This window comes from Ruegeria sp. BHSB064 (genome assembly GCF_059613205.1).
Genome location: NZ_JBXWSB010000078.1, coordinates 1 through 22,297, shown reverse-complemented (window position 1 = coordinate 22,297; position 22,297 = coordinate 1). Strand labels below are relative to the sequence as shown.

Genomic DNA, 22,297 nt, shown 5'->3' with positions numbered 1-22,297 from the left:
TCATGACCGCAGGCATGCATCGCATTTTCCGTTTTCGAGGCATAGTCCAGCCCGGTTTGTTCCTGCATCGGCAGAGCATCCATGTCTGCGCGCAACCCGATCACGCGGCCCTGCGTATCGCTCTTGCCGCGAATGACGCCAACCACACCGGTCCGACCGATGCCGGTCACAACCTCATCACAGCCGAACTCTTTCAGCTTTTCGGCCACCAGCGCGCTGGTGCGGTGGGTTTCGTACAGAATTTCCGGGTGCTGGTGAATGTCACGCCGCCAACCTGTGATTTCATCGTGCACCTCTGCAAGGCGGTTTTTGATCGGCATGTCATTCTCCCTAATTTATGCGACGGGCAATCGTCGTTCCACAAGCTCGGCAAACCAACTGCATCCGGCAGGAATGGCGTCGTCATCGAAATTATACTCGGGGTGATGGCACATGGCCGTGTCCCCGTTCCCGATAAAGATGTAGGCTCCGGGCCGTTCTTCAAGCATATAGGCAAAATCCTCGGACGGCATGATCGGGTCCGTGTTGTCATTGACCTTACCCGCGACAGCCGCCGCCGCTTCGGCTGCGTATGTCGTTTCGGCGTCCGAGTTCACTGTTACAGGGTATCCCGGCTCCCAAACCACCTCTGCCGTGGCTCCAAAGGCCGACGCCGTATCCTCGGCAATCCGGCGCACCCGGTCTTCCGCGATTGAGCGGTATTCAGGATCCAGTGTCCGAACGGTTCCCTGCAAACGTACAGTGTGCGCAATCACATTTGACGCAACGCTGTCCGTTTCGAACGTTCCAACTGTCAGGACAACGCGCTTGATTGGGTCAACCGTGCGCGACACCACGGATTGCAACGCAACAACGATATGCGAGGCAACCAGCGTCGTATCCACCGCATCATGCGGCGCGGCGGCGTGCCCGCCCTTGCCGGTGACAGTGATTTTGAACTCATCGGATGAGGCCAGCAGCGCACCGGGCCGAATGGCAAACTCACCCACAGGAAGGCCGGGCATGTTGTGCATGCCATAAACTTCCTGAATACCCCAGCGTTCCATCAACCCGTCCTGACACATGGCCAATCCACCTGCACCGCCTTCTTCGGCTGGCTGAAAGATCAGAACCACGGTGCCATCGAAATTGCGAGTCTCGGCCAGATATTGCGCTGCCCCCAGCAGCATTGACGTATGCCCGTCGTGCCCACAGGCGTGCATCTTCCCCGAAACGGTTGAGGCATAGTCCAGCCCTGTCGCCTCTTCAATCGGCAACGCATCCATATCCGCCCGCAGGCCAATGACACGCCCCTGCGTGTCCGTACGCCCTTTGATCACCCCAACGACACCAGTTTTGCCGATCCCCGGAGTTATCTCGTCTACGCCAAATTCTTTCAGGCGGTCTGCGACAAATGCCGCAGTTTCGTGGACGTCGTACATGAGCTCAGGATGTGCATGTAGATAACGGCGCCACTTGGTTATCTCGCCATGCATTTCCGCAAGTCTGTTTTTTACCGGCATCTCAAAACCTCCCCTTCGGCTGCGATTACCGCTTTACGTCGGATCAGGTGCCCAGCTTTTCAACCAAGCGCTGCATGAACTTTTGCCCGGCTTCGAACTGCGTAACCGAGATGAACTCATTCGGCTGATGGGCCTGGGCAATATCACCGGGGCCACAAATCACCGCGGAATAACCAGCCTCCTGAAACTGCCCCGCCTCGGTTCCATAGCTGACAACATGGCTGGCATTGTCGCCGGTCAACGCGCGCACCAGAGTTTCGGCCTCTCCATCCTGTTCAGGGACGAGCCCCGGAATAGAAAAGTTTTCAGACAGTTCGATACGGGCCTCGGGGCGCACTTGCTGCATCCGGGCCTCAATCGCGCGGACCTGTTGAAAATACGCCTCCTGCCATTGCGCCTTGGATTCGTCCGGTACGGTTCGGAAATCCATCATGAACTTACAGTCTTTGGCGGTGATATTGTGTGCTGTGCCGCCTTCAATCTTGCCAACATGACAGGTCGTCCATGGCGGATCGAACACGGCGGCAACCGGGCTGGGGTCCGCCGCCATATTTGCAGCGTTCTGCTGGTTCGCCCAATCGATCAGAGGCGCGGCCTCCATGATCGCGTTGACGCCAGTATGCATGATCGAGCTGTGGACTTCGAACCCCATGATATGGGTGTCGAAGCCGAAACCGCCCTTGTGCCCCGTCACGGCCTGCATCATCGACGGCTCACCCACGATCACGGCGGATCCTTTGGGCAAAACGTCCTGCATCGCCTTGATCATGGGCGGCGCGCCGGTGCAGCCGACCTCTTCATCAAAGCTGAGCGCAAGCTGCAACGGCCGTTTGACCCCGGCGTGATGTGCTTCGACAAGGGCCCAAATGGCCAGCGCATCAAAGCCCTTCATATCGCAGGTGCCCCGCCCGAAATACTTGCCGTCTTTCTCGGTCACGGTAAACGGGTCCGTATCCCACGGCTGACCATCCACCGGCACGACATCGGTGTGGCCGGACAAAACCACCGCGCCTTCGTCCAATGGACCCACATGGGCAAAGATCGCGGCCTTGTGCGGTTGATCCGGGTCGGGCCAGCGATGCGGGTCGATTCCGTGACCTTGAAGATACTCTTCAACCCAATCCACCAGGGGCAGATTGGTTTCGCGGCTTACGGTTGGAAAAGAGATCAGCTTGGTCATGATCTCAAGCGGCGTTAGGCGTTTTGCCATTGGTATTAGTATCCGCTATCCGTCGTCAGGATGAAGTGACCCGGCTCAACCTCTTGATATTGCAAAGGTTCAGGCGTGTAGCCAACAGGATGAATCGGCGACGGAATTGGTTTGAAGTTCAGATCTTTTTCGGACTTCCGCTTGTTGGGGTCCGCGATCGGAACGGCCTTCATCAATGCCTGAGTATAGGGATGTTGCGGGTTCTCGAAGACCCGAGCACGCGGGCCAAGCTCAACGATGCGACCCAGATACATGACCCCTACATAGTGGCTGACCCGTTCAACGACAGCCATATCGTGACTGATGAACAGATAGGACAGGCCCAACTCGGATTGCAGCTCCATCATCAGGTTCAACACCTGCGCCTGCACCGATACATCGAGGGCCGAAACCGCCTCATCGGCGATGATCAGTTTGGGGTTCAGGGCCAAGGCGCGGGCAATGGCGATCCGCTGACGCTGACCGCCTGACATTTCATGCGGGAAGCGGCGCATGAAGCTGCGCGGCAGCTGCACCTTGTCAAACAATTGCGCAACGCGATCCTGAAGCTCCGACCCCGACGCAACACCGTAGTTTCGCATCGGTTCGGCCACCTGATCCACCAACTGCATTTGCGGGTTCAGCGAAGCGAAGGGATCCTGAAAGATCATCTGCATGTCCAACCGCGCCTTGCGCAGGCCGGACGGGTCCAATTTCATGACGTCGACGCCATCCAGATTGACCTCACCCGCCATGGGCTCAACCAGCCGCAGGATCGAACGTCCGGCCGAGGACTTGCCGCACCCGGATTCGCCTACAAGGCTAAGGGTCTGGCCCTTGTTCAGCGTGAACGAGACATCTTCAACGGCATGTACGTTTGAAATCGTCCGACGCAGCAGCCCGCCTTTAACCGGGAAGCGCGTTGTCAGGTTTTTGACGGTCAGCAGAACATCTTCGGTACCGGGGATAGGGGCAATATTCTGCCCTTCAACACCCAATAGCTTCATGGGCTCGGGCGCGGATTTACCTCGCATCTCACCCAGCTTAGGTACAGCGGCCAGAAGGGCCTTGGTATAGTCGTGCTGCGGGTTTTCGAAGATTTCCTTGACGGTACCCTCTTCGACCTTGTTGCCACGGAACATAACCACCACGCGGTCCGCCATCTGTGCAACCACCGCCATGTCGTGGGTAATGAACATGACAGCCGTGCCGGTTTCCCGCTTGAGACGATCCATCAGCGCCAGAATCTCTGCCTGAATGGTCACGTCCAGAGCCGTGGTCGGTTCATCCGCGATCAACAGGCGCGGCTCGCAGGCCATAGCCATCGCGATAACCACACGCTGACGCATCCCGCCGGACAGCTCGTGCGGGTATTGCTGAAGGCGGCGCTCAGGTTCAGGGATTCGCACCTGCCGCAACAATTCCAAGGCCCGTTCATCAGCCTGGGCTTTCGACATGTCCTTGTGGATACGTAGACCTTCGGTCAACTGGCGACCGACCGTAAACACGGGGTTCAGGGCGGTCATCGGCTCCTGAAAGATCATCCCGATCTCGTTTCCGCGAATCTGTTTCATCAGATCCTGATCGGCTGTGGAAAGGTCCATCTCTTCGCCATCGCGGCGATCAAACAGCAGCTCTCCGCCAGCAATTTCGCCCCCGCCGAACTCGACCAACCGCATCAAAGACAACGACGACACAGATTTACCCGAGCCTGATTCACCAACGATACAAACGGTTTCACCCGGATTGACCTCGAACGAGACGTCCTCGACGCCGACGACAGGGCCGTCCTTGGTCTGAAATTCCACCCGCAGTTTTTTGATCTGTGCAATAGGCTGATCCAGCACGCGCACGCTCCCCTGACGTTGTCATTTTTGTTCTGAGTGCCGAACGCTACGGCGGGCCACCGGGAAAAGTCAAACGCAATACACATTTTCGCGACGGCACCACTTGCATTTTTTGCAAGTTCTGTTTCGATACCCATCGTAACTGCTTTGGGGAGAGCACGCGCTTAAAAACGTTAGCGCTATTATCGTTATCGATCAAAACTTTGCCCCAATGCGGCAACGCCAAACCCGCAGGCCTTGCGGAGATAATCGAGACACGAACGTGTCCAACTTGGGAGTAACTTATGAAAATCAAAACCCTTTTGCTTGGTGCGATTGCAAGCACGGCGATGGCCCCGATGGCCTTTGCCGAGCGCGGATCGGACGGCAATGTCAGCATCATTTACTGGCAGGCCCCGTCGATCATGAATCCCTACCTGTCCAGCGGCACCAAGGATATCGATGCCTCCGCGTTGGTTATCGAACCCCTTGCGCGATATAACGAAGATGGCGAACTTGTGCCCTGGCTGATCGACGAAGTTCCGACCGTTGAAAACGGCGGCGTGTCCGAGGATCTGACCTCGATCACATGGAAAATTACATCCGGCCTTGTCTGGTCAGACGGCAGCCCGTTCACCAGCGCCGATGTCAAGTTCACACATGAATACTGCACGCATCCCGAAGGCGGTTGCGCCCAGCTTGTGAAATTTGAAGGTGTCTCCAGTGTGGAAACACCCGACGATCTGACGGTTGTGGTAAACTTCGAAAGCCCAACCCCCAACCCCTATGGCCCGTTTGTCGGCGGTGAAAGCCCGATCCTTCAGGCCGCCCAGTTTGCAGAATGCCTGGGCGCGCGGGCTCCGGAATGCACGGACGCCAACTTTAACCCGATCGGCACCGGCCCGTTCACGGTAACCGAGTTCCGGCCAAACGACGTGATTACGTTGGCGGCGAATGAAAACTATCGCGATCCTGCCAAGCCCGCATTTGCCAGTGTGACCTTCAAAGGTGGCGGCGATGCAACGGCGGCTGGCCGCGCGGTGATGGAAACAGGCGAGTTCGACTATGCCTGGAACCTGCAACTTGCGCCCGAAGTGATCGCGCAGATGCAGGAAGGCGGCAAAGGCACCCCGGTCGCGGGCTTTGGTCCGCTGGTCGAGCGTATCATGCTGAACCAGACCAACCCGTCGCCCGATCTGCCGGAAGGCGAGCGGTCAACGGCCCAGCATCCGCACCCGTTCCTGACCGATCCGGCGGTTTACAAAGCGATGTCGCTGGCCATCGACCGTCCGCTGCTGGTCGAGGTCGGCTATGGTCAGGCGGGCAAGGTGACCTGTAACTGGGTTCCGGCCCCAGCTGCGTTCAACTCGACCTCGATGACCTGTGACAAGCAGGATATCGAAGGCGCGAAAAAGCTGCTGGATGATGCGGGGATCGTTGATACCAACGGCGACGGCATCCGCGAAAAAGACGGCGTTCCGCTGAAAATCGTCTATCAGACCTCGACCAACGCCGTCCGTCAGGATTTCCAGGCGCTGATCAAGGAATGGTGGAGCCAGATCGGCATCGAATCCGAGCTGCGCAACATCAACGCATCGGTCTTCTTTGGCGGTGATCCGGGCTCGCCCGATACCTTCCAGAAGTTCTATGCCGATGTTGAGATGTACGCCAATACCTTCTCGGGCACCGACCCGCAGGTGTATCTGGCCAACTTGCTGTGCTCGGATGCGCCGCGCCCGGATTCGCAATGGCAGGGACAGAATATCTCGCGCTGGTGCAGCGAAGAGTATGATGCGATGCACGCCCAGCTTGCCAAGACCGCCAATTTCGACAAGCGCGCGGAACTGGGCCGCAAAATGAACGATTTGGCGGTTGAAGGCGGCGCAATGATTCCGCTGGTTCATCGCGGTCGTATCTCTGCCCATTCCAATACCTTGGGCGGCGTTGTCCTGAATGTCTGGGACAGCGAAATGTGGAACGTCGCGGACTGGTATCGCAAAACCGGTTCCTAAACTTCACAAGTGCGAAACCGCGCCCCGATCCTCATCGGGGCGCGGCATTACACGAGCGCTCCAACAAAATGACGCATCTGCAAAGGCACCTTTGAATGCTCAACTTCACCATTCGACGACTGGTGCTGGCCGTACCCACGCTGCTGTTCATCAGCCTCATTATTTTCCTGCTTCTGGAACTTGCGCCCGGCGATCCGATGGCCAGCCAGCCGCTGACCGTACCTGCGGACGTGCGCGAACGGATGCGCGAGGCGCTTGGCCTTGGTCAGCCGATGCATATCCGGTTCTGGAAATGGATCGTGCAGTTCTTCTGGATTGAACCGCAGGTGCTTGTCGACTCGATCTTTGGCACCACCTTTTCCGAAGGCGACCTGCGTGTGATTTCGTGGCAGACCCGCTCGCCCGTTATGGACATTGTCGTACAGCGTATTCCGCAGACACTGTGGGTTGTCGGCACCGCATATGTGGTCGCCATCGTCATCGCCCTGCCCATTGGCATTTATTCAGCCTATCGCCAGTATTCGTGGTTCGATCAGATGGGCACGTTTGTATCCATGGTCGGCTTTTCGGTGCCGCCCTTCTTCTCGGGCGTGTTGGTGATTGTGATCTTTTCGGTCCAACTGGGTTGGTTCCCTTCGATCTATGATACCACTTTGGTCGTGAACAGCTGGGACAGTTTCGTCAAACAGCTGCAACAGATGATCATGCCCGTCATGGTTCTGGCGTTGCAGATCACCGCGCAGCTCAGCCGCTTCATGCGCGCCTCGATGCTGGACAACCTCAACCAGGATTATGTCCGCACCGCACGCGCCAAGGGCCTGAGCGAATACACGGTGGTCATGGTTCATGTCCTGCGCAACTCGATGATCCCGGTTGTCACTGTCATTGCGCTGGGTATCCCGTCGATCTTCGGCGGAGCGATCATCACCGAGCAGGTCTTTAAGGTGAACGGCATCGGCCAACTTCTGATCGGCGCTATTCAGGCCAATGACCTGCCAATGGTGCAAACCCTGACCTTCATCTTTGCCGTACTGATCGTGCTGTTCAACCTGATCGCCGACGTCCTTTATGGCATTCTTGACCCGAGGATCCGCTATGACTGATACAGACAAATCAGACACGCTGGTCCCGGATGAAGGATTGGCATCAGCCTCGACCGCCGTGCCGGGTGCAGGCACAATGGAAGAGCTGGCCACCCCGCCACGCAGCCAATGGCGCGACGTGTGGGATCAGTTCAAGACCCACAAGGGCGCTATGATCGGTGCAATCCTGTTCATCTTCATCGTGGCAGCGGTGTATCTGGGTCCATACGTCTGGACCATCGATCCGACCCAGATTGATATCCGCTCGCGCAATCAGGGACCAAGCTGGGCACACCCGTTTGGTACAGATCAGCTGGGCCGGGATATTCTGGCGCGTATGATGTCAGGCGGGCAGACTTCGGTCTCGGTGGGCATCACGGCTATGCTGCTGGCGCTGTTTCTGGGGTCCTTCATCGGTGTCTTGGCTGGGTTCTTCAAACGGCTGGACGGACCGCTTATGCGCCTGACGGACCTGTTCCTGGCCCTGCCCCTGCTGCCCCTGCTGCTGGTCATGATGCTTCTGTTCCGCGAGCCACTATCAGCCGCCTTTGGGCTGGAGCGCGGAATCTTCATCCTGATCGTCTGCGCCATCGGCATCACCTCTTGGATGCCAACCGCCCGGATCGTGCGGGGGGATGTACTGGCTATCAAGGAACGAGAGTTTGTTCTGGCCGCGCGCTCTATCGGCACCAGCAACAGTCAGATCATCACTCGGCATATTCTGCCCAACGTGCTGTCACCGATCATGGTGTCCGCGACGCTGGGGATTGCCACGGCGATCATCACCGAAAGCGCGCTGTCCTTCCTTGGGCTGGGCTTCCCGCCTGATTTCCCAACCTGGGGTCGCCTGTTGTTCGATGGTGTCGACTACTTGCAGCAATACCCCGAACGCGTGTTCTGGCCCGGTCTGGCAATCTCGTTGACCGTTCTCAGCGTCAATTATCTGGGCGACGGTCTGCGCGACGCGCTGGATCCGCGTATTCGCGGGCGTTAAATCACACTCAGTCGGCGCGCTTCAGCGCGCCGGCCAATACAATGATCAGGACCGCCAGTGGCAACAACACCGAAAATGCCAAACGCAGGCCAAACAATTCCGCTAAAAAGCCGATCAATGGCGGCCCGATCAAAAGCCCTCCGTATCCCAAAGTTGCAACACTTGCGATGGCCTGCCCCGGCGGCACATCTGGGTCACTTGCAGCCCGGCTGAACGCCAGCGGCATTATCACGGCATAGCCCAATCCCATCAGGGCAAAGCCTGCCAAAGCAAGCTCAGGTGCCACCGCTGACACCACGGCAAACACGCCCATAGCAGCACAAAGCCCACCGAACCGGGCCGTGGCAACCGGTCCGAACCGAGTGATGACAATCGCCCCCGCAAGGCGAAACGTCACCATGGCCACCGAAAAAACAGCATACCCCAAGGCAGCAACGCTTTCGGTTGCATCCGTCACATCGCGCAGAAAAATCGCACTCCAATCCGCAACGGCGCCTTCACCCAAGGCACCGCAGAGTGCGGTAAACCCAACCAACACCAATATGCCGGACGGCAGCGCAAAGACGGACCCTTGTCCGCCAACCGAGCGTTTTGAGGTCCAACGCACCCAGGACAAGGTCAGCGCAAAGCCCACGACTATGCCACCCGCCAGCAGGAAGTGCGCAAGCACGCTCAGCCCCATCTGTACAGCCGCGTACCCGCTCAGAGCACCTAAACCTGCACCCAAGCTCCACATCGCATGGAATGAAGACATGACTGGTTTGTCATAGGCCTGCTCGACCTCCGCCGCCCAGGCGTTCATTGCAACATCCATCGAACCGTGAAAGGCGCCAAAGATGAACAGGAAGACCGCCAGCCCCCAAAACCCTCCGGCCATCGCCAAAAGGACCAGCGACAGTGTGTAAAGAACCGCAATGACACGGGTAACAGCAACAGCGCCGAACCGATCCGTAAGCCGCCCGGTGATCGGGAAAGAGCAAACGGCACCGGCAGCCATGAACAGCAACCCGTACCCCAATTCCTCATGGGACAACCCCAACCGGTCTCGCACAGCAGGAATGCGCGAGGCCCATATCCCGAACAGAGCCCCATTCAGGATGAACATGGCGGCAACAGCGCGCCATGCAGCGATTATGCTTAGCATCAGCCCCTCGCAACGCAAATCAAACGCTTCTGTTCTACAGGCCCAGCCTGATTTGACAATCGCGCCTCAATCAAGCCTCTTGCGAATACGCCGAACCGCCATCCAAACGGCTACCACAACCGGGATCGTGACCGCAGCCGTCAGCATTCCTTTGCTGATCCCCGACTCTGTCAATGGATAGAGCAGATAGCTGACAAGCGAGACCGCATAGTAACTGATGGCGACCACCGACAGTCCCTCGACTGTGTGTTGCAACCGCAAGGCAAGATCAGCGCGTCGATCCATGCTTTCCAACAAGGCTTGGTTTTGCGCGCTGCGTTCAACGTCCACCCGGGTTCTCAACAATTCACCAGCGCGGATGGCTCGATCTGACAGGGCCTGAAGCCGGCGTTCCGAGGATTTCACGGTTCTTATGGCAGGATCATAGCGACGCATCATGAAGTCGGCAAAAGTCTGGCGGCCATTGAACCGCTCTTCTCGCAAGGCCGCGATGCGCTGATTGACGATGGCCTCATAGGCCCCGGTCGCGCCAAAACGAAAGGAACACCTGGCTGAAATCGTTTCCAACTCGGTCGATGTGCTCAGCAATTGCGGCAGCAGGGAATCCGGCGGCGTCGTGTCATCGGTCATCTCGACCATCAGTTCAGTCAGCTTCGCGTCCAATTCTCCGATACGAGGCTCCAACTGCTTGACCCTTGAGAAACCCAGCATCGACATCGCTTTGTAGGTTTCGATTTCACACAGTCGCTGAACAATCCGCCCTATGCGGCGTTCGCCCGTACTGGGCTGCACAAACAGCGCAAATCGCATGTGACCTGCCGGATCGATACGGAAATCGCTGGCGCATATCGCAGAATCATCAAGCACGCGTGACACAGCAAGGCTTTCGGCTTCAAACCATTCGGCCAGAGCCTCTTTCACCGCCTCATCATCGGGACGCTCGACCACCCGTACCAGGGCCGAGGTGATCCGTTGACCCGGGCTGGCCATCAACCAGTCAGGTGGGAAAATCTCGAAATCCGCAGGGTTGAAGGCCCGCTCGCTGATATTGTGCGCAATCGCGGTGTAGGTCACAAATTCCGTATGCTGCTCCCATTTCAGCCAGTGCCTACCGATCTGACCAGCATAGTGGGTGGCCCCGGGCTGTGGGTGCGGTGCACCATGACGATCAAGCAGATCGATCAGATGCGCCGTATCCTCACCACGGTCTCGCGCCGCAGCAGCTTCGGGTTTCTTGATGGCCAGAAAGATCACAGTACTCGGAGCGCTCGCCACCGGAAACGGACGGGCATGGAGCTCGTTGGCCAGCGCATAGCGCAGTGGATGGTCATCAATCGGCGTCATCATAGGCTCCGGTTTCGGCGCCTGCACTATACGCCACATGAGAGATACATCAATTCTCTTTTTATTTCATATACTTACATGGATACAAAGGTATACAAGCCAGCTATCTCATTGATTTGGCTGCCACAGCTCGATGGGATTGCCTTCGGGATCATGGATACGCGCAAATTTCCCAACCTCGCTGTCCCAATCCGGATGCCTTTCAACGGCGATTCCAGCCGCTTCCAGCTGCCGCGTCATGGCCGTCAGATCATCGACACGGAAGTTGATCATCCATTGCTGATCTTCGCGCCCGAAATACTCGGTGTCCTGCGCAAATGGCGCAAAGACAGTATAGCCTTCGCGCTGTTTCCAAGGCACGGGATCGTAATGGTTGACGCCCAGGTGTTCCTCGTACCAAGCGCTCAAAGCCTTTGGGTCGTTAGCGCGAAAAAACACGCCTCCTATGCCATTCACCTTCTGCATCACAAACCTCCTGACCAAGCCATTCTACCACAATCCGCTGCTTCATCTGGCCAAAAATACCTTGGAGCTCAGGAGGCAAAGCCTCCTGCAATACAAAAAAGAAAAGGGCGCCCAACGGCGCCCTTTGCAATTTGCTTAATCCTTTTGATCAGTCGATCATCGGCAGCAGCTTGTCGAGGCTTGCTTTCGCATCGCCATAGAACATGCGGGTGTTTTCCTTGAAGAACAGCGGGTTTTCGATGCCCGAATAGCCGGTGCCCTGACCACGCTTGGATACAAACACCTGCTTGGCCTTCCAGCATTCCAGAACCGGCATGCCGGCGATGGGGCTATTGGGGTCTTCCTGTGCCGCCGGGTTCACGATGTCATTCGAGCCGATCACGATAGCCACGTCCGTGTCCGGGAAATCGTCGTTGATCTCGTCCATTTCCAGAACGATGTCATACGGCACCTTCGCCTCGGCCAGCAGCACGTTCATATGGCCGGGCAGACGACCCGCGACCGGGTGGATTGCAAAGCGCACGTCTTTACCCTTGGCACGCAGCTTGCGGACGAGTTCAGAAACTGATTGCTGTGCCTGCGCCACCGCCATGCCGTAACCGGGGATGATGATGACACTATCCGCGTCGTTCAGAGCAGCCGCTACGCCGTCGGCCTCGATTGCGACCTGCTCACCTTCGACTTCCATCTGCTCACCCTGCGGGCCACCAAAGCCCCCCAGGATTACGCTGACAAAGTGACGGTTCATCGCCTTACACATGATGTAAGACAGGATCGCACCGGACGAGCCCACCAGCGCACCAACCACGATCAGCAGGTCGTTGCCCAACGAGAAGCCAATCGCAGCAGCGGCCCAGCCCGAATAGCTGTTCAACATCGACACAACCACCGGCATGTCGGCGCCACCGATGCCCATGATCAGGTGATAGCCGATGAACAACGCAGTCAGCGTCATCAGGAACAGCGGGAAGAACCCGCCGGTGCTGGTGTACCAAAACAGGCAGATCAGCGAGAGGCCCGCAGCCGCCGCGTTCAGCGCATGACCGCCGGGCAGCTTGGTCGCCGCCGAGGTCACCTTGCCTGCCAGCTTGCCATAGGCCACGACCGAGCCGGTAAAGGTGATCGCACCGATGAAGATGCCCAGGAACAGTTCCACATGCAGGATTGCCAGCTCCGCCGGGGTCTTCTTGGCGATCAGTTGCGCAAAGGACCCCAGACCGTCCAGTTCAACCTCTTTCGCGGCGTCGGCAATCGCAAAGACCTCGGCCACGTTCTGAACTTCAAAATGCGCGTTGAAGCCCACGAAGACCGCCGCCAGACCAACCAGCGAGTGCATCGCAGCCACCAGTTGCGGCATCTCGGTCATCTGGACGCGCTGCGCCACATATTGACCGATCAGACCGCCGCCGATGATCAGCAGCAGCGATAGCAGCCACAGGCCCGAGCCCGGACCCACAAGCGTGGCAAAGACCGCCAGCGCCATACCAACAATGCCGTACCAGACCGCCCGCTTGGCGCTTTCCTGGTTCGACAACCCGCCCAAGGCGAGGATGAAAAGAACAGCCGCAACAACATAAGCGGCAGTGGTGAAGCCAAATTCCATGTGCCCGGCCTCCTTAAGATTTCTGGAACATGGCAAGCATGCGCCGGGTTACGAGGAAGCCGCCGAAGATGTTGATCCCGGCCATGAAGACAGACAGCGCCGCCAGCAGGATGACCAGAAACGATCCCGATCCGATCTGCATCAAGGCCCCAACGATAATGATCGACGAGATCGCGTTGGTGATCGCCATCAAAGGTGTGTGCAAACTGTGTGCGACGCCCCAGATCACCTGGAAGCCCACAAACACGGCCAGCACAAAGACGATGAAGTGCTGCATGAAGCTGGCCGGAGCAACCAGCCCCACCAGCAGCATCAGCGCGCCGCCGACCCCCAACAGGGTGAACTGCTGTTTGGTTTGCGCCTTGAAGGCCGCAATCTCCTGCGCCTTTTTCTCTTCCGGGGTCAGTTCCTTGACCTCGGGTTTCTTCTGCGCTGCGATTGCCTGCACCTTTGGTGGCGGTGGCGGGAAGGTGATCTCGCCCTCATGAGTCACGGTCGCGCCGCGGATCACGTCATCTTCCATGTCATGATTGATCTGACCGTCCTTCTCGGGCGTCAGGTCAGTCATCATGTGACGGATGTTAGTCGCATACAGAGACGACGATTGCGCCGCCATCCGACTGGGGAAGTCGGTATAGCCGATGATGGTCACGCCATTGTCGGTCACAACCTTCTCATCCGGCACGGTGCCTTCAACGTTACCGCCACGCTCGGCCGCAAGGTCAACGATGACCGAGCCCGGCTTCATCGCCTTGACCATATCTTCCAGCCACAGCTTCGGCGCCGGGCGGTTGGGGATCAGGGCGGTGGTGATGACGATGTCCATCTCGGGTGCCAGCTCACGGAACTTGGCGAGCTGTGCGTTGCGGAACTCTTCCGACTGAACCGAGGCATAGCCGCCCGTGGCCGCACCATCCTGCTGCTCTTCTTCAAAGTCCAGATAGACGAACTCGGCGCCCATGGATTCGACCTGCTCGGCCACTTCGGGGCGCACGTCGAACGCATAGGTGATCGCGCCCAGAGACGTCGACGTCCCGATCGCGGCCAGACCAGCCACACCGGCCCCAACGATCAGCACTTTGGCAGGCGGTACTTTACCCGCCGCAGTCACCTGACCCGTGAAGAAGCGACCGAAGTTGTTGCCCGCCTCGATCACCGCGCGATAACCCGCGATATTGGCCATCGACGACAACGCGTCCATCTTCTGCGCACGAGAAATACGCGGCACCATCTCCATGGCGATCACATTAGCGCCTTTGGATTTGGCCAGCTCCATCCCCTCTTCGTTCCCTGCCGGGTTGAAGAAGGAAATCAACGTCTTGCCCTTGGTCAGACGCTTCATCTCGGTCTCGGTCGGGATGCGGACCTTGGCGACGATGTCCGAGCTTTTCCACAAAGACGCAGCCGTCTTCACGACTTCAACGCCCACGGCTTTGTACGCCTCATCCGAGAAACCGGCGGCAGCACCTGCCCCCTTCTCAATCTGGCACTCATAGCCCAGTTTCTGCAACTGCACAGCAGAATCCGGCGTCATCGCGACCCGGTTCTCGCCATCCAATATTTCCTTTGGTGAGCCTATTTTCACTGGCAGTCCCCCTAGAGTCTAAGGCCGAGCAGGTCCTCGGGTATGGTTTGTTAAGAAAAGATGTATCTTGCGCAATATTATTTCGCAAGCGCAGCATCCGTTACGTTGTGTCATGAGCCGGCCCCTCCTACACCCATCGACGCGTTTTGCGTTCATAGCGTGCAAAATCCGCGCGGAAAGTGCGACGCAGGCGATCCTCTTCCGGCAAAATGAACCGACGTTCGAGCACCCAGACAAAGACGGGTACCAGCACCAGCGACAAGACAGCATCAAACCGCAGGATCAGACCCGCCAGGATCAGCACGTCGCCCAGATAAATTGGATTGCGGCTGCGTTTGTATATTCCGGATTGCACCATGGCACTTGGCGTTTCATGCGGAATGACCGTGGTCTGATGTCGGCGAAATTCGACAACAGCCAGAACCGCCAGCAAGACGCCACCTCCGATCAAAACGCCACTGATCAGGTCGGTTAGCCCACCCTCAAGCGACAGACCAAACCCCATGTACCGGCCCTGCAACCACGCCAACAGGACAAAGCCCGCAAGCCACACAGGGGGAACATCGATCCAGCGCATAGTTGATCCTTTGTGGATGACGTGACGTAAAGATACGTGTCGTTTCTGGGCGCTGTCCTATCGTTTTCAGGACAGAATAGCAAAACCCCACGATGTCGCATCAGTGGACAGGCCAGTTTGGATCGGGTAGGCCCGAGGGTAAACAGCGACAGACAAACACAAAAAACGAGCTTTCATGACCGATTTCGCCGCAACCAAAGCCATGTTCTCCTTACCCGAAGGTATCCTCTACCTTGACGGTAACTCTCTTGGTCCTCTGCCCAAATCAGCGACCTCGCGTGTACAGGAAATGCTGACGGATGAATGGGGTCAGATGTTGATTACCGGTTGGAACAAGGCCGGTTGGATGGGGCTGCCCACCGGGCTGGGCGACCGTATCGGCCGTCTGATCGGTGCCGAACAGGGCAGTGTTGTCACCGGCGACACCTTGTCGATCAAGGTATATCAGGCCGTCGCTGCCGCGCTGGAGCTCAACCCCTCGCGCAAGGTGGTTCTGTCGGACAATGGCAATTTCCCATCGGATCTGTACATGGCCGACGGTCTGCTGCATTCGCTGGGTGAAGAGTACGAATTGCGTGTGGTAGATCCCGAGGACGTAGCCGCAGCCATCACGGAAGAGATAGCAGTCTTGATGCTGACCGAAGTGGATTACCGCTCGGGCAGAATGCACGACATGAAAGCCCTAACCGAATTGGCCCATGCCAACGGCGTCGTCACTGTATGGGATCTGGCGCATTCAGCCGGGGCAATTCCGGTCGATCTTGCAGGATGCAATGCCGACTTTGCTGTGGGTTGCACATATAAATACCTCAACGGTGGTCCCGGTGCCCCGGCCTTTATCTATGTCGCGCCACGACTGGCGGAAACTGTACGACCTGCCCTGTCCGGTTGGCTTGGGCACGAAGCCCCGTTTGCCTTTGATCTGGACTATCGCCCCGGCCACGGGATTGAACGCATGCGCGTCGGCACTCCCCCAGTGATCCAAATGACGGCTTTGTCCGCAGCCATGGATATTTGGGACATGGCAGAAATGACGGATGTCCGGGCAAAGTCCATCGAACTGACCGAGCTGTTCATCAACCGCGTTGAGGCAACCTGCCCCGAGTTGAAATTGGCCAGCCCTCGCACACCAGAACTACGTGGCAGTCAGGTCTCATTCCGTTTCGAGGAAGGCTATGCTGCAATGCAGGCTCTGATCGCGCGTGGCGTGATTGGCGACTTCCGCGCGCCAGATATCATGCGGTTTGGCTTCACGCCGCTCTATATCGACGAAGACGATGTGATCAAGGCGACCGAAATTCTGGCCAATGTCATGCAGAACAAGCTGTGGGACACGCCGGAATACAAGGTGCGTCAGCGCGTTACCTGACCTCAAGCCCGGAACCAAAAAGGGCGGCAACCTGCGACACCTGCTGTTCGTAGACCTCTGCCCCTGCACCGATCAGCTTTAACCCCTTGAGCGTGGCCGCGATCGTTCGCCCGGTCTCGGCCGCGTCAGCCAGCAGGCGCACGCGGCCCGCCTTTTCCTGCTGCGTCAGCCAGTCTGCGTATAGTCCCGCCAGCTTTGTCTCACCCGCCGCGATGATTTCCGAAGACAGAGACTTGGTGTTGTCGAGCATCTCAAGCCCATGCGGCGAGGCCAGAATTTTTGCCATCCCTTCGGTCTGAGCCTGAATCGCGCGGGTCAACACCTCGGGCACCGATCCTTGTGTCGCCAGCGCCTGCGCCACCGCAACGATTTTTTCGGCATAGTACAATTCGGTCAGCTTGCTGACGATTGCCTCTTTGTTTTTGTAGTGCAGATAGATCGCGGGCCGGGACATGCCCGCACCGCGCGCAATATCGTCCATCGAGGTCTTTCGGTACCCATACGTGGAAAAGGCTTGAAACGCCGAGTTCAGGATCGCCCTTTGCCGTGAATCGTCATTCGTGTCTTTCATAACCGAAGCACTGACATTTTTTGATTAAATTGTCAATTGACACCCTGACACTTTTCACTAATTATGTCAGAAACCAGCCACAGCAACAAGAGGTGCGCCATGGCGACAGCCCTTAAGATCAATGGAAAGCAACATCAGGTAGACCTGCCTGATGACGTCCCCCTGCTCTGGGTTCTGCGGGATGAAGTCGGGTTGACCGGCACCAAATTCGGCTGCGGCGTTGCCGCTTGCGGAGCATGCACCGTTCATATCGACGGCGAGGCCGTGCGATCCTGTCAGGTCGCGTTGTCGGATGTTTGGGGTGACGTGACCACAATCGAAGGCATTGGCTCACCAGACGCTCTGGCCGCAATCCAAAAATCTTGGGTCGACCACCAAGTTGCGCAGTGCGGCTATTGCCAGTCTGGGCAAATCATGCAGGCCGCAGCATTGTTGTCGGAGAACCCGACCCCGACTGACGCAGATATCGACGAGGCGATGCAGGGCAATCTTTGTCGCTGTGGCACCTACCCCAGAATTCGTGCAGCAATTCACGATGCCGCTGGCAAGCTGAAGGAGGCATAAGTTATGGGAAAAGTTGGTAAAATCCTCCGCCGCACGTTTCTGATTGGGTCAGCCGCTGTTGTTGGCGGCGTGGCCTTTGGCGCGTACTACGTCACCCGACCCGCCGCCAACCCATTGAAACCCCAAGAAGGTGAAGCAGCGCTGAACCCGTTTGTGCTGATCGACCAGAATGGTGTCACCCTGTTCGCCCCCCGCGCTGAAATGGGTCAGGGCGTGCAGACCACCTGGGCCGCACTGATTGCCGAAGAGCTCGACGTGGATCTGGATCAAATCACCGTTCTGCATGGCCCGGCGGCAGCGGCCTACTACAACTCAGCTATTGTGGGCGAAGGGTTGCCCAACAAAGGCTATGACATCTCGAATTTCCAACACAATCTGGGTGAGGCACTGGGTGTTCTGGGCAAGGCGCTTAGCCTGCAAGTCACCGGTGGTTCGACCTCGATGAAAGACGGGTTCGAGCGGATGCGGCAAGCCGGTGCTTCGGCGCGTGAAACGTTGAAACGCGCGGCCGCAGACCGATTGGGCGTTGACCCTTCAGACCTGCAAACGGCCTCGGGCAACGTTATTGCCCCCAACGGCGACAAGATTGCTTATTCCGAGCTGGCCGAGGATGCAGCTGAATTGGAGCCGGTCGAAGTGTCTTTGCGCGATCCGTCCGAATGGCGGTATCTGGGCCGGACCCAACCGCGTCTGGACATGGTTGGCAAAGCGACGGGTACTGCCGAGTTCGGCGTCGATGTTCGTCTGCCTGGGATGAAATTTGCCGCCGTGCGCATGAATCCCAAACTGGGCGGTGCGATGAATGGCTTTGATGACAGCACCGCAAAATCCATGCCAGGGGTCGAGAAGATTGTCGATCTGGGCACAGGTGTAGCCGTGATCGCGAACAATACATGGCTGGCCAATCAGGCAGTTGAGGCCATTGACGTTGACTGGGGCGACGCGCCCTACCCGCCGGACACCGACGGTATCTTTGCCAAGATAGCCGAGGCGTTCGACGACGCCCCGAACTCGACCATGCGCGACGACGGCGATGCCAGCGTGACCCCCGAAGGCGCGACGGAAATCACAGCCGAATACCAGGTGCCCTATCTTGCTCATGCCACGATGGAGCCAATGAATGCCACTGCTCTGTATACCGGAAATGCTTTGGAGTTGTGGTGCGGAAATCAGGCCCCGACCCTGATTCAGTTCCGCGTTGCGAACACAGCCAATCTGGACACGGATGCGGTTCAGATTCACACCACCTATCTTGGTGGCGGATTTGGCCGTCGCGGTGAACTGGATTTCGGAGAGATTGCTACCAAGGTCGCCATGTCCATGCCCGGCACGCCGGTTCAAACGACCTGGAGCCGCGAGGAAGACATGCGCCATGACTATTACCGCCCCGGTGCGATTGCCCAGATGCGCGGCGCAGTTCAGGACGGCAAAGCCGTTCTGATTGACGGCAAAGTGGCCGCGCAATCCTGCACGCAGCAGGCGGTTGAACGCTACACCGGCTTCCCCGGTGGCGGCCCCGACAAGGTACTGGTCGAAGGGTTCTTTAACCAACCGTATGCCGTGCCGAACTATCGCATGAGCGGTCATATCGCTGATCTGGCTGTCCCGGTGGGCTTCTGGCGCTCGGTCGGCAACAGCCACAATGGCTTCTTCCATGAAACCTTCATGGACGAAATGGCCCACGCAGCAGGGCGCGACCCGCTGGAGTTCCGGCTCGAACTGATGAAGTCGGAACACGCCCCTTCTGCCGGGTGTCTTGAAGCCGTGAAAGAGATGTCGGGCTGGAACGGTAAAACACCTGAGGGCGTAGGCCGGGGCGTCGCCTTTGCCTATAGCTTTGGCACACCCGTGGCGCAGGTGATCGAGGTTGTCGACGAGGATGGCACCATCCGCATCAACAAGGCTTGGATCGCCTGTGACATGGGTTTGGCGCTGGATCCTGAGAACGTCAAGGCGCAGATGTTCGGTGGCATGATGTATGGATTGTCCGCTGCGTGTTACGGCGAGATCACCTTTGCAGATGGTGAAGCTGAACAGTTCAACTTCCCCGACTATGACGCCATTCGCATGCACACGGCCCCGCAGGTCGAGGTGCGCGTTCTCGAGACCAACCGCCACATGGGTGGCGCAGGAGAGCCCGGCACGCCCCCCTCGATGCCCGCGCTCGGAAATGCCCTGTTTGATCTGACCGGAGAACGTGCCCGCAGCCTGCCGCTGATCAACCAGTTCAACTTGCTGGTTTGATCGCAAAACGCCGGCTCGCCGCCCCCCTCGGCGAGCCGGCGCAAAACTATGCGGTTTTCTGGAAAACCTGCGCGCCTGCACCCTTGGACCATGCTTGGACCGCTGCACCAAAAGCTTCGAACAGAGGGCGCGACACCGGGTCGTTGATGGCGTCCCATTCGGGGTGCCACTGGACGGACAGCGTAAAGCCAGGCGCGTCTTTGATAAAGATCGCCTCGGGCGTGCCGTCGGGCGCGTGACCTTCGATAACGACGCGCTCGCCAATGGTCTTGATGCCCTGCCCGTGCAGCGTGTTGGTCATGACCTCAGTAGCACCAAACACGTTATGGAACACACCGCCCTCATCCAGCGTCACCACATGACGCAGCGCAAACTTCTCTTCCAGCGTACCGTCGGGCGGCATCCGATGATTCATCCGGCCCGGTAGATCGCGGATTTCGGGATACAGCGTTCCACCCATTGCGACGTTGACCTCCTGAAACCCGCGGCAGATGCCCATAAAGGGCTGCCCACGTTCCACACAGGCCCGAACCAGTGGCAGAGTGATGGCATCACGTGCTCGGTCAAATTCTCCGTGCGCTTCGGTTTCGGGCTCACCATACTCTTCCGGGTGCACGTTGGGGCGACCGCCGGTCAGCAGAAAGCCGTCGCAAACCTCCAGCAACTCATCAACCGTCACATAGCGTGGATCTGCCGGGATCAGCAGCGGCAGACATCCCGACACATTGGCAACCGCGTCCGAGTTCATCGTCCCACCCGCATGTGTCGGGTATTGGTCATTCATGAGATACGAGTTGCCGATGATACCGACGACAGGACGAGACATTCCGCTTTCCTTGTTGTTCTATTGCTTAATATGGAAGCTAGCGGCAGCCTCTCAGACGTGCAAGAATACACGCCCTGCATGACAGCGCAGGGACGTGTTCAGAGACGCACAATGCAATCCCAAAAAAGGCTCGCTAGATAGAATTATTTCCCAATCATTACTAAAATATGGAAAATAATTCTGAACTTCCTTGCATCATCAGAACGAAACAAGCAGAGACTTAAATCTCGCCGATCAAACCGGCTGCCTCAATTCCAGCCATTGCGGCAATCGCATCATTGTCCGAGGTATCTCCTGTTACACCCACAGCCCCGATGACAGCGCCTTTCCGGTCGCGCAACAGAACACCACCTGGAACCGGCACGACCTGCCCGCCATAGACGCCATTCACTGCGGCCATGAAATAGGCCTGCGCCTCGGCGCGCTGCATCTGCGCGGTCCCGGCCATACCCAACATGACCGACCCGTAAGCTTTGCCATGCGCAATCGCGAAACGACCCGGGGCAGCTCCGTCTTCACGCTCGAACGCGATAACATGACCGCCCGCGTCCAGAACCACAGCAGACAGAGGCTTCAGCTCCATCTCGCGCCCCTTCTCAAGAGCCTTACGAATGATGGTGCGCGCCTTGCGCAAAGAAATAGCCATCCCTGATCCCTTTTCATTTGGAAAAAATCTTCTTTGGAAAACAAGGGGTAGAGTCCCCTTGCCCCCCTTCGGCACCGCTTACGCCTGACTAGCTTTCAACTCCAGACGACGGGCATGCAGAACCGGTTCGGTATAGCCCGAGGGCTGTACCCGCCCCTTGAACACCAGATCGCAGGCTGCCTGAAAGGCGATGCCGTCAAAACCCGGAGCCATCGGCGTATAGCTTGGGTCGCTGTCGTTCTGACGATCCACAACGGTCGCCATTTTCTGCATCGCGGCCATTACCTGCGCTTCGTCCACAATGCCATGGTGCAACCAATTTGCCAGCGCCTGAGAGGAAATCCGGCAGGTGGCGCGGTCTTCCATGAGGCCGATGTCGTTGATGTCCGGCACCTTGGAGCACCCCACACCCTGATCGACCCAGCGCACCACGTATCCCAGAATGCCCTGCGCGTTGTTTTCCACTTCGCGTGTGATTTCATCATCGCTCAGGTTCCGGCCACCCAGCAGCGGAACGGTCAGCAGATCCTCCAACGTGCCCCGCGCGCCTCCCGCGGCCAGTTCATCCTGTCGGGCCAGCACATCGACCTTGTGATAATGCGTCGCGTGCAACGTCGCGGCGGTCGGCGACGGCACCCAGGCACAGGTTGCGCCAGACATCGGGTGTCCGATCTTGGCCTCTAGCATGTCGCCCATGCGATCCGGCATGGCCCACATGCCCTTGCCGATCTGCGCCTTGCCTTTCAGGCCGCAG

The 22,297-nt window shown here is 58.0% G+C and carries 19 protein-coding genes and 1 pseudogene; 6 read left to right on the top strand and 14 right to left on the bottom strand.

Translation table 11 applies throughout. The annotated features are described in order from the left end of the window. The 4 genes from AC2FNU_RS16905 to AC2FNU_RS16890 form a co-directional block, all read right to left on the bottom strand. On the bottom strand, nt 1-320 hold a 320-nt coding region (locus AC2FNU_RS16905), incomplete at its 3' end, for a M20/M25/M40 family metallo-hydrolase (protein ID WP_496790584.1). A 15-nt stretch (nt 321-335) separates the two neighbouring features. Further along, on the bottom strand, nt 336-1,502 hold the full coding sequence (locus AC2FNU_RS16900; RefSeq protein WP_496790580.1) for a M20 aminoacylase family protein: 1,167 nt from the start codon (nt 1,500-1,502) through the stop codon (nt 336-338). A 43-nt stretch (nt 1,503-1,545) separates the two neighbouring features. After that, complete coding sequence (gene argE, locus AC2FNU_RS16895) at nt 1,546-2,712, bottom strand: acetylornithine deacetylase (RefSeq protein ID WP_496790576.1); 1,167 nt, start codon at nt 2,710-2,712, stop codon at nt 1,546-1,548. 5 nt (nt 2,713-2,717) lie between these two features. Then, nucleotides 2,718-4,538, bottom strand: a complete 1,821-nt coding sequence (locus AC2FNU_RS16890) for an ABC transporter ATP-binding protein (RefSeq protein WP_496790572.1) — start codon at nt 4,536-4,538, stop codon at nt 2,718-2,720. Nucleotides 4,539-4,822: 284 nt separating this feature from the next. Here AC2FNU_RS16890 and AC2FNU_RS16885 point away from each other — a divergent pair, with 284 nt between their 5' ends. The 3 genes from AC2FNU_RS16885 (at nt 4,823) to AC2FNU_RS16875 (ending at nt 8,605) form a co-directional block, all read left to right on the top strand. Beyond that, nucleotides 4,823-6,529 carry a peptide ABC transporter substrate-binding protein gene (locus AC2FNU_RS16885; RefSeq protein ID WP_480481806.1) on the top strand — a complete coding sequence of 569 codons (1,707 nt, stop codon included), beginning with the start codon at nt 4,823-4,825 and terminating at the stop codon, nt 6,527-6,529. A gap of 95 nt (nt 6,530-6,624) precedes the next feature. Further along, nucleotides 6,625-7,632, top strand: a complete 1,008-nt coding sequence (locus AC2FNU_RS16880) for an ABC transporter permease (RefSeq protein ID WP_496790569.1) — start codon at nt 6,625-6,627, stop codon at nt 7,630-7,632. Next, the gene (locus AC2FNU_RS16875; RefSeq protein ID WP_496790567.1) at nt 7,625-8,605 is read left to right on the top strand and encodes an ABC transporter permease; all 981 of its coding nucleotides are present in this window, start codon (nt 7,625-7,627) and stop codon (nt 8,603-8,605) included. Before AC2FNU_RS16880 ends, AC2FNU_RS16875 begins: the two co-directional genes overlap by 8 nt. A gap of 7 nt (nt 8,606-8,612) precedes the next feature. Here AC2FNU_RS16875 and AC2FNU_RS16870 read toward each other — a convergent pair whose 3' ends face one another. From AC2FNU_RS16870 to AC2FNU_RS16845, 6 genes are all read right to left on the bottom strand, one after another. After that, nucleotides 8,613-9,749 (bottom strand): MFS transporter, encoded by a 1,137-nt coding sequence (locus AC2FNU_RS16870; protein ID WP_496790562.1) that lies wholly within the window; start codon nt 9,747-9,749, stop codon nt 8,613-8,615. Between the two features lie 66 nt (nt 9,750-9,815). Beyond that, nucleotides 9,816-11,093 (bottom strand): DUF3422 family protein, encoded by a 1,278-nt coding sequence (locus AC2FNU_RS16865; RefSeq protein ID WP_496790559.1) that lies wholly within the window; start codon nt 11,091-11,093, stop codon nt 9,816-9,818. A 108-nt stretch (nt 11,094-11,201) separates the two neighbouring features. After that, the gene (locus AC2FNU_RS16860) at nt 11,202-11,558 is read right to left on the bottom strand and encodes a VOC family protein (RefSeq protein ID WP_496790556.1); all 357 of its coding nucleotides are present in this window, start codon (nt 11,556-11,558) and stop codon (nt 11,202-11,204) included. A gap of 148 nt (nt 11,559-11,706) precedes the next feature. Beyond that, nucleotides 11,707-13,161 (bottom strand): NAD(P)(+) transhydrogenase (Re/Si-specific) subunit beta, encoded by a 1,455-nt coding sequence (locus AC2FNU_RS16855; RefSeq protein ID WP_496790554.1) that lies wholly within the window; start codon nt 13,159-13,161, stop codon nt 11,707-11,709. Between the two features lie 13 nt (nt 13,162-13,174). After that, nucleotides 13,175-14,746: a Re/Si-specific NAD(P)(+) transhydrogenase subunit alpha gene (locus tag AC2FNU_RS16850; protein ID WP_496790550.1), complete on the bottom strand. Its 1,572-nt coding sequence runs from the start codon at nt 14,744-14,746 to the stop codon at nt 13,175-13,177. 127 nt (nt 14,747-14,873) lie between these two features. Next, entirely contained in the window at nt 14,874-15,323 is a 450-nt protein-coding gene (locus AC2FNU_RS16845) for a methyltransferase family protein (RefSeq protein WP_496790546.1), read from the bottom strand. Between the two features lie 175 nt (nt 15,324-15,498). Between AC2FNU_RS16845 and kynU the strand changes: the two genes are divergently transcribed. Next, nucleotides 15,499-16,692, top strand: coding sequence for a kynureninase (kynU, locus tag AC2FNU_RS16840; protein ID WP_496790542.1), 1,194 nt, complete (start codon nt 15,499-15,501; stop codon nt 16,690-16,692). On the opposite strand, the gene AC2FNU_RS16835 is transcribed toward kynU, so the two are convergent. Then, nucleotides 16,685-17,263 carry a TetR/AcrR family transcriptional regulator gene (locus AC2FNU_RS16835; protein ID WP_496790537.1) on the bottom strand — a complete coding sequence of 193 codons (579 nt, stop codon included), beginning with the start codon at nt 17,261-17,263 and terminating at the stop codon, nt 16,685-16,687. The genes kynU and AC2FNU_RS16835 overlap by 8 nt on opposite strands. 99 nt (nt 17,264-17,362) lie before the next feature. Between AC2FNU_RS16835 and AC2FNU_RS16830 the strand changes: the two genes are divergently transcribed. Next, nucleotides 17,363-17,827 (top strand): (2Fe-2S)-binding protein, encoded by a 465-nt coding sequence (locus tag AC2FNU_RS16830; RefSeq protein ID WP_496790535.1) that lies wholly within the window; start codon nt 17,363-17,365, stop codon nt 17,825-17,827. A gap of 3 nt (nt 17,828-17,830) precedes the next feature. Then, complete coding sequence (locus AC2FNU_RS16825) at nt 17,831-20,071, top strand: xanthine dehydrogenase family protein molybdopterin-binding subunit (RefSeq protein ID WP_496790532.1); 2,241 nt, start codon at nt 17,831-17,833, stop codon at nt 20,069-20,071. Nucleotides 20,072-20,117: 46 nt separating this feature from the next. Here the strand turns inward: AC2FNU_RS16825 and AC2FNU_RS16820 are convergent, their stop codons facing one another. From AC2FNU_RS16820 to AC2FNU_RS16810, 3 genes and pseudogenes are all read right to left on the bottom strand, one after another. Then, complete coding sequence (locus AC2FNU_RS16820; RefSeq protein ID WP_496790528.1) at nt 20,118-20,897, bottom strand: gamma-glutamyl-gamma-aminobutyrate hydrolase family protein; 780 nt, start codon at nt 20,895-20,897, stop codon at nt 20,118-20,120. Nucleotides 20,898-21,117: 220 nt separating this feature from the next. Further along, entirely contained in the window at nt 21,118-21,543 is a 426-nt protein-coding gene (locus tag AC2FNU_RS16815) for a GlcG/HbpS family heme-binding protein (protein ID WP_171092247.1), read from the bottom strand. 78 nt (nt 21,544-21,621) lie between these two features. Beyond that, nucleotides 21,622-22,297: pseudogene (locus tag AC2FNU_RS16810) on the bottom strand (malate synthase G); the annotation flags it as partial.

Coding starts and splice junctions, on each gene's coding strand:
- AC2FNU_RS16885 (WP_480481806.1), top strand. CDS start 4,823: ATGAAAATCAAAACCCTTTTGCTTGGTGCGATTGCAAGCACGGCGATG.
- AC2FNU_RS16830 (WP_496790535.1), top strand. CDS start 17,363: ATGGCGACAGCCCTTAAGATCAATGGAAAGCAACATCAGGTAGACCTG.
- AC2FNU_RS16900 (WP_496790580.1), bottom strand. CDS start 1,502: ATGCCGGTAAAAAACAGACTTGCGGAAATGCATGGCGAGATAACCAAG.
- kynU (WP_496790542.1), top strand. CDS start 15,499: ATGACCGATTTCGCCGCAACCAAAGCCATGTTCTCCTTACCCGAAGGT.
- AC2FNU_RS16875 (WP_496790567.1), top strand. CDS start 7,625: ATGACTGATACAGACAAATCAGACACGCTGGTCCCGGATGAAGGATTG.
- AC2FNU_RS16860 (WP_496790556.1), bottom strand. CDS start 11,558: ATGCAGAAGGTGAATGGCATAGGAGGCGTGTTTTTTCGCGCTAACGAC.
- AC2FNU_RS16870 (WP_496790562.1), bottom strand. CDS start 9,749: ATGCTAAGCATAATCGCTGCATGGCGCGCTGTTGCCGCCATGTTCATC.
- AC2FNU_RS16820 (WP_496790528.1), bottom strand. CDS start 20,897: ATGTCTCGTCCTGTCGTCGGTATCATCGGCAACTCGTATCTCATGAAT.
- AC2FNU_RS16845 (WP_496790546.1), bottom strand. CDS start 15,323: ATGCGCTGGATCGATGTTCCCCCTGTGTGGCTTGCGGGCTTTGTCCTG.
- AC2FNU_RS16865 (WP_496790559.1), bottom strand. CDS start 11,093: ATGACGCCGATTGATGACCATCCACTGCGCTATGCGCTGGCCAACGAG.
- AC2FNU_RS16855 (WP_496790554.1), bottom strand. CDS start 13,161: ATGGAATTTGGCTTCACCACTGCCGCTTATGTTGTTGCGGCTGTTCTT.
- AC2FNU_RS16880 (WP_496790569.1), top strand. CDS start 6,625: ATGCTCAACTTCACCATTCGACGACTGGTGCTGGCCGTACCCACGCTG.
- AC2FNU_RS16825 (WP_496790532.1), top strand. CDS start 17,831: ATGGGAAAAGTTGGTAAAATCCTCCGCCGCACGTTTCTGATTGGGTCA.
- AC2FNU_RS16835 (WP_496790537.1), bottom strand. CDS start 17,263: ATGAAAGACACGAATGACGATTCACGGCAAAGGGCGATCCTGAACTCG.
- AC2FNU_RS16815 (WP_171092247.1), bottom strand. CDS start 21,543: ATGGCTATTTCTTTGCGCAAGGCGCGCACCATCATTCGTAAGGCTCTT.
- argE (WP_496790576.1), bottom strand. CDS start 2,712: ATGGCAAAACGCCTAACGCCGCTTGAGATCATGACCAAGCTGATCTCT.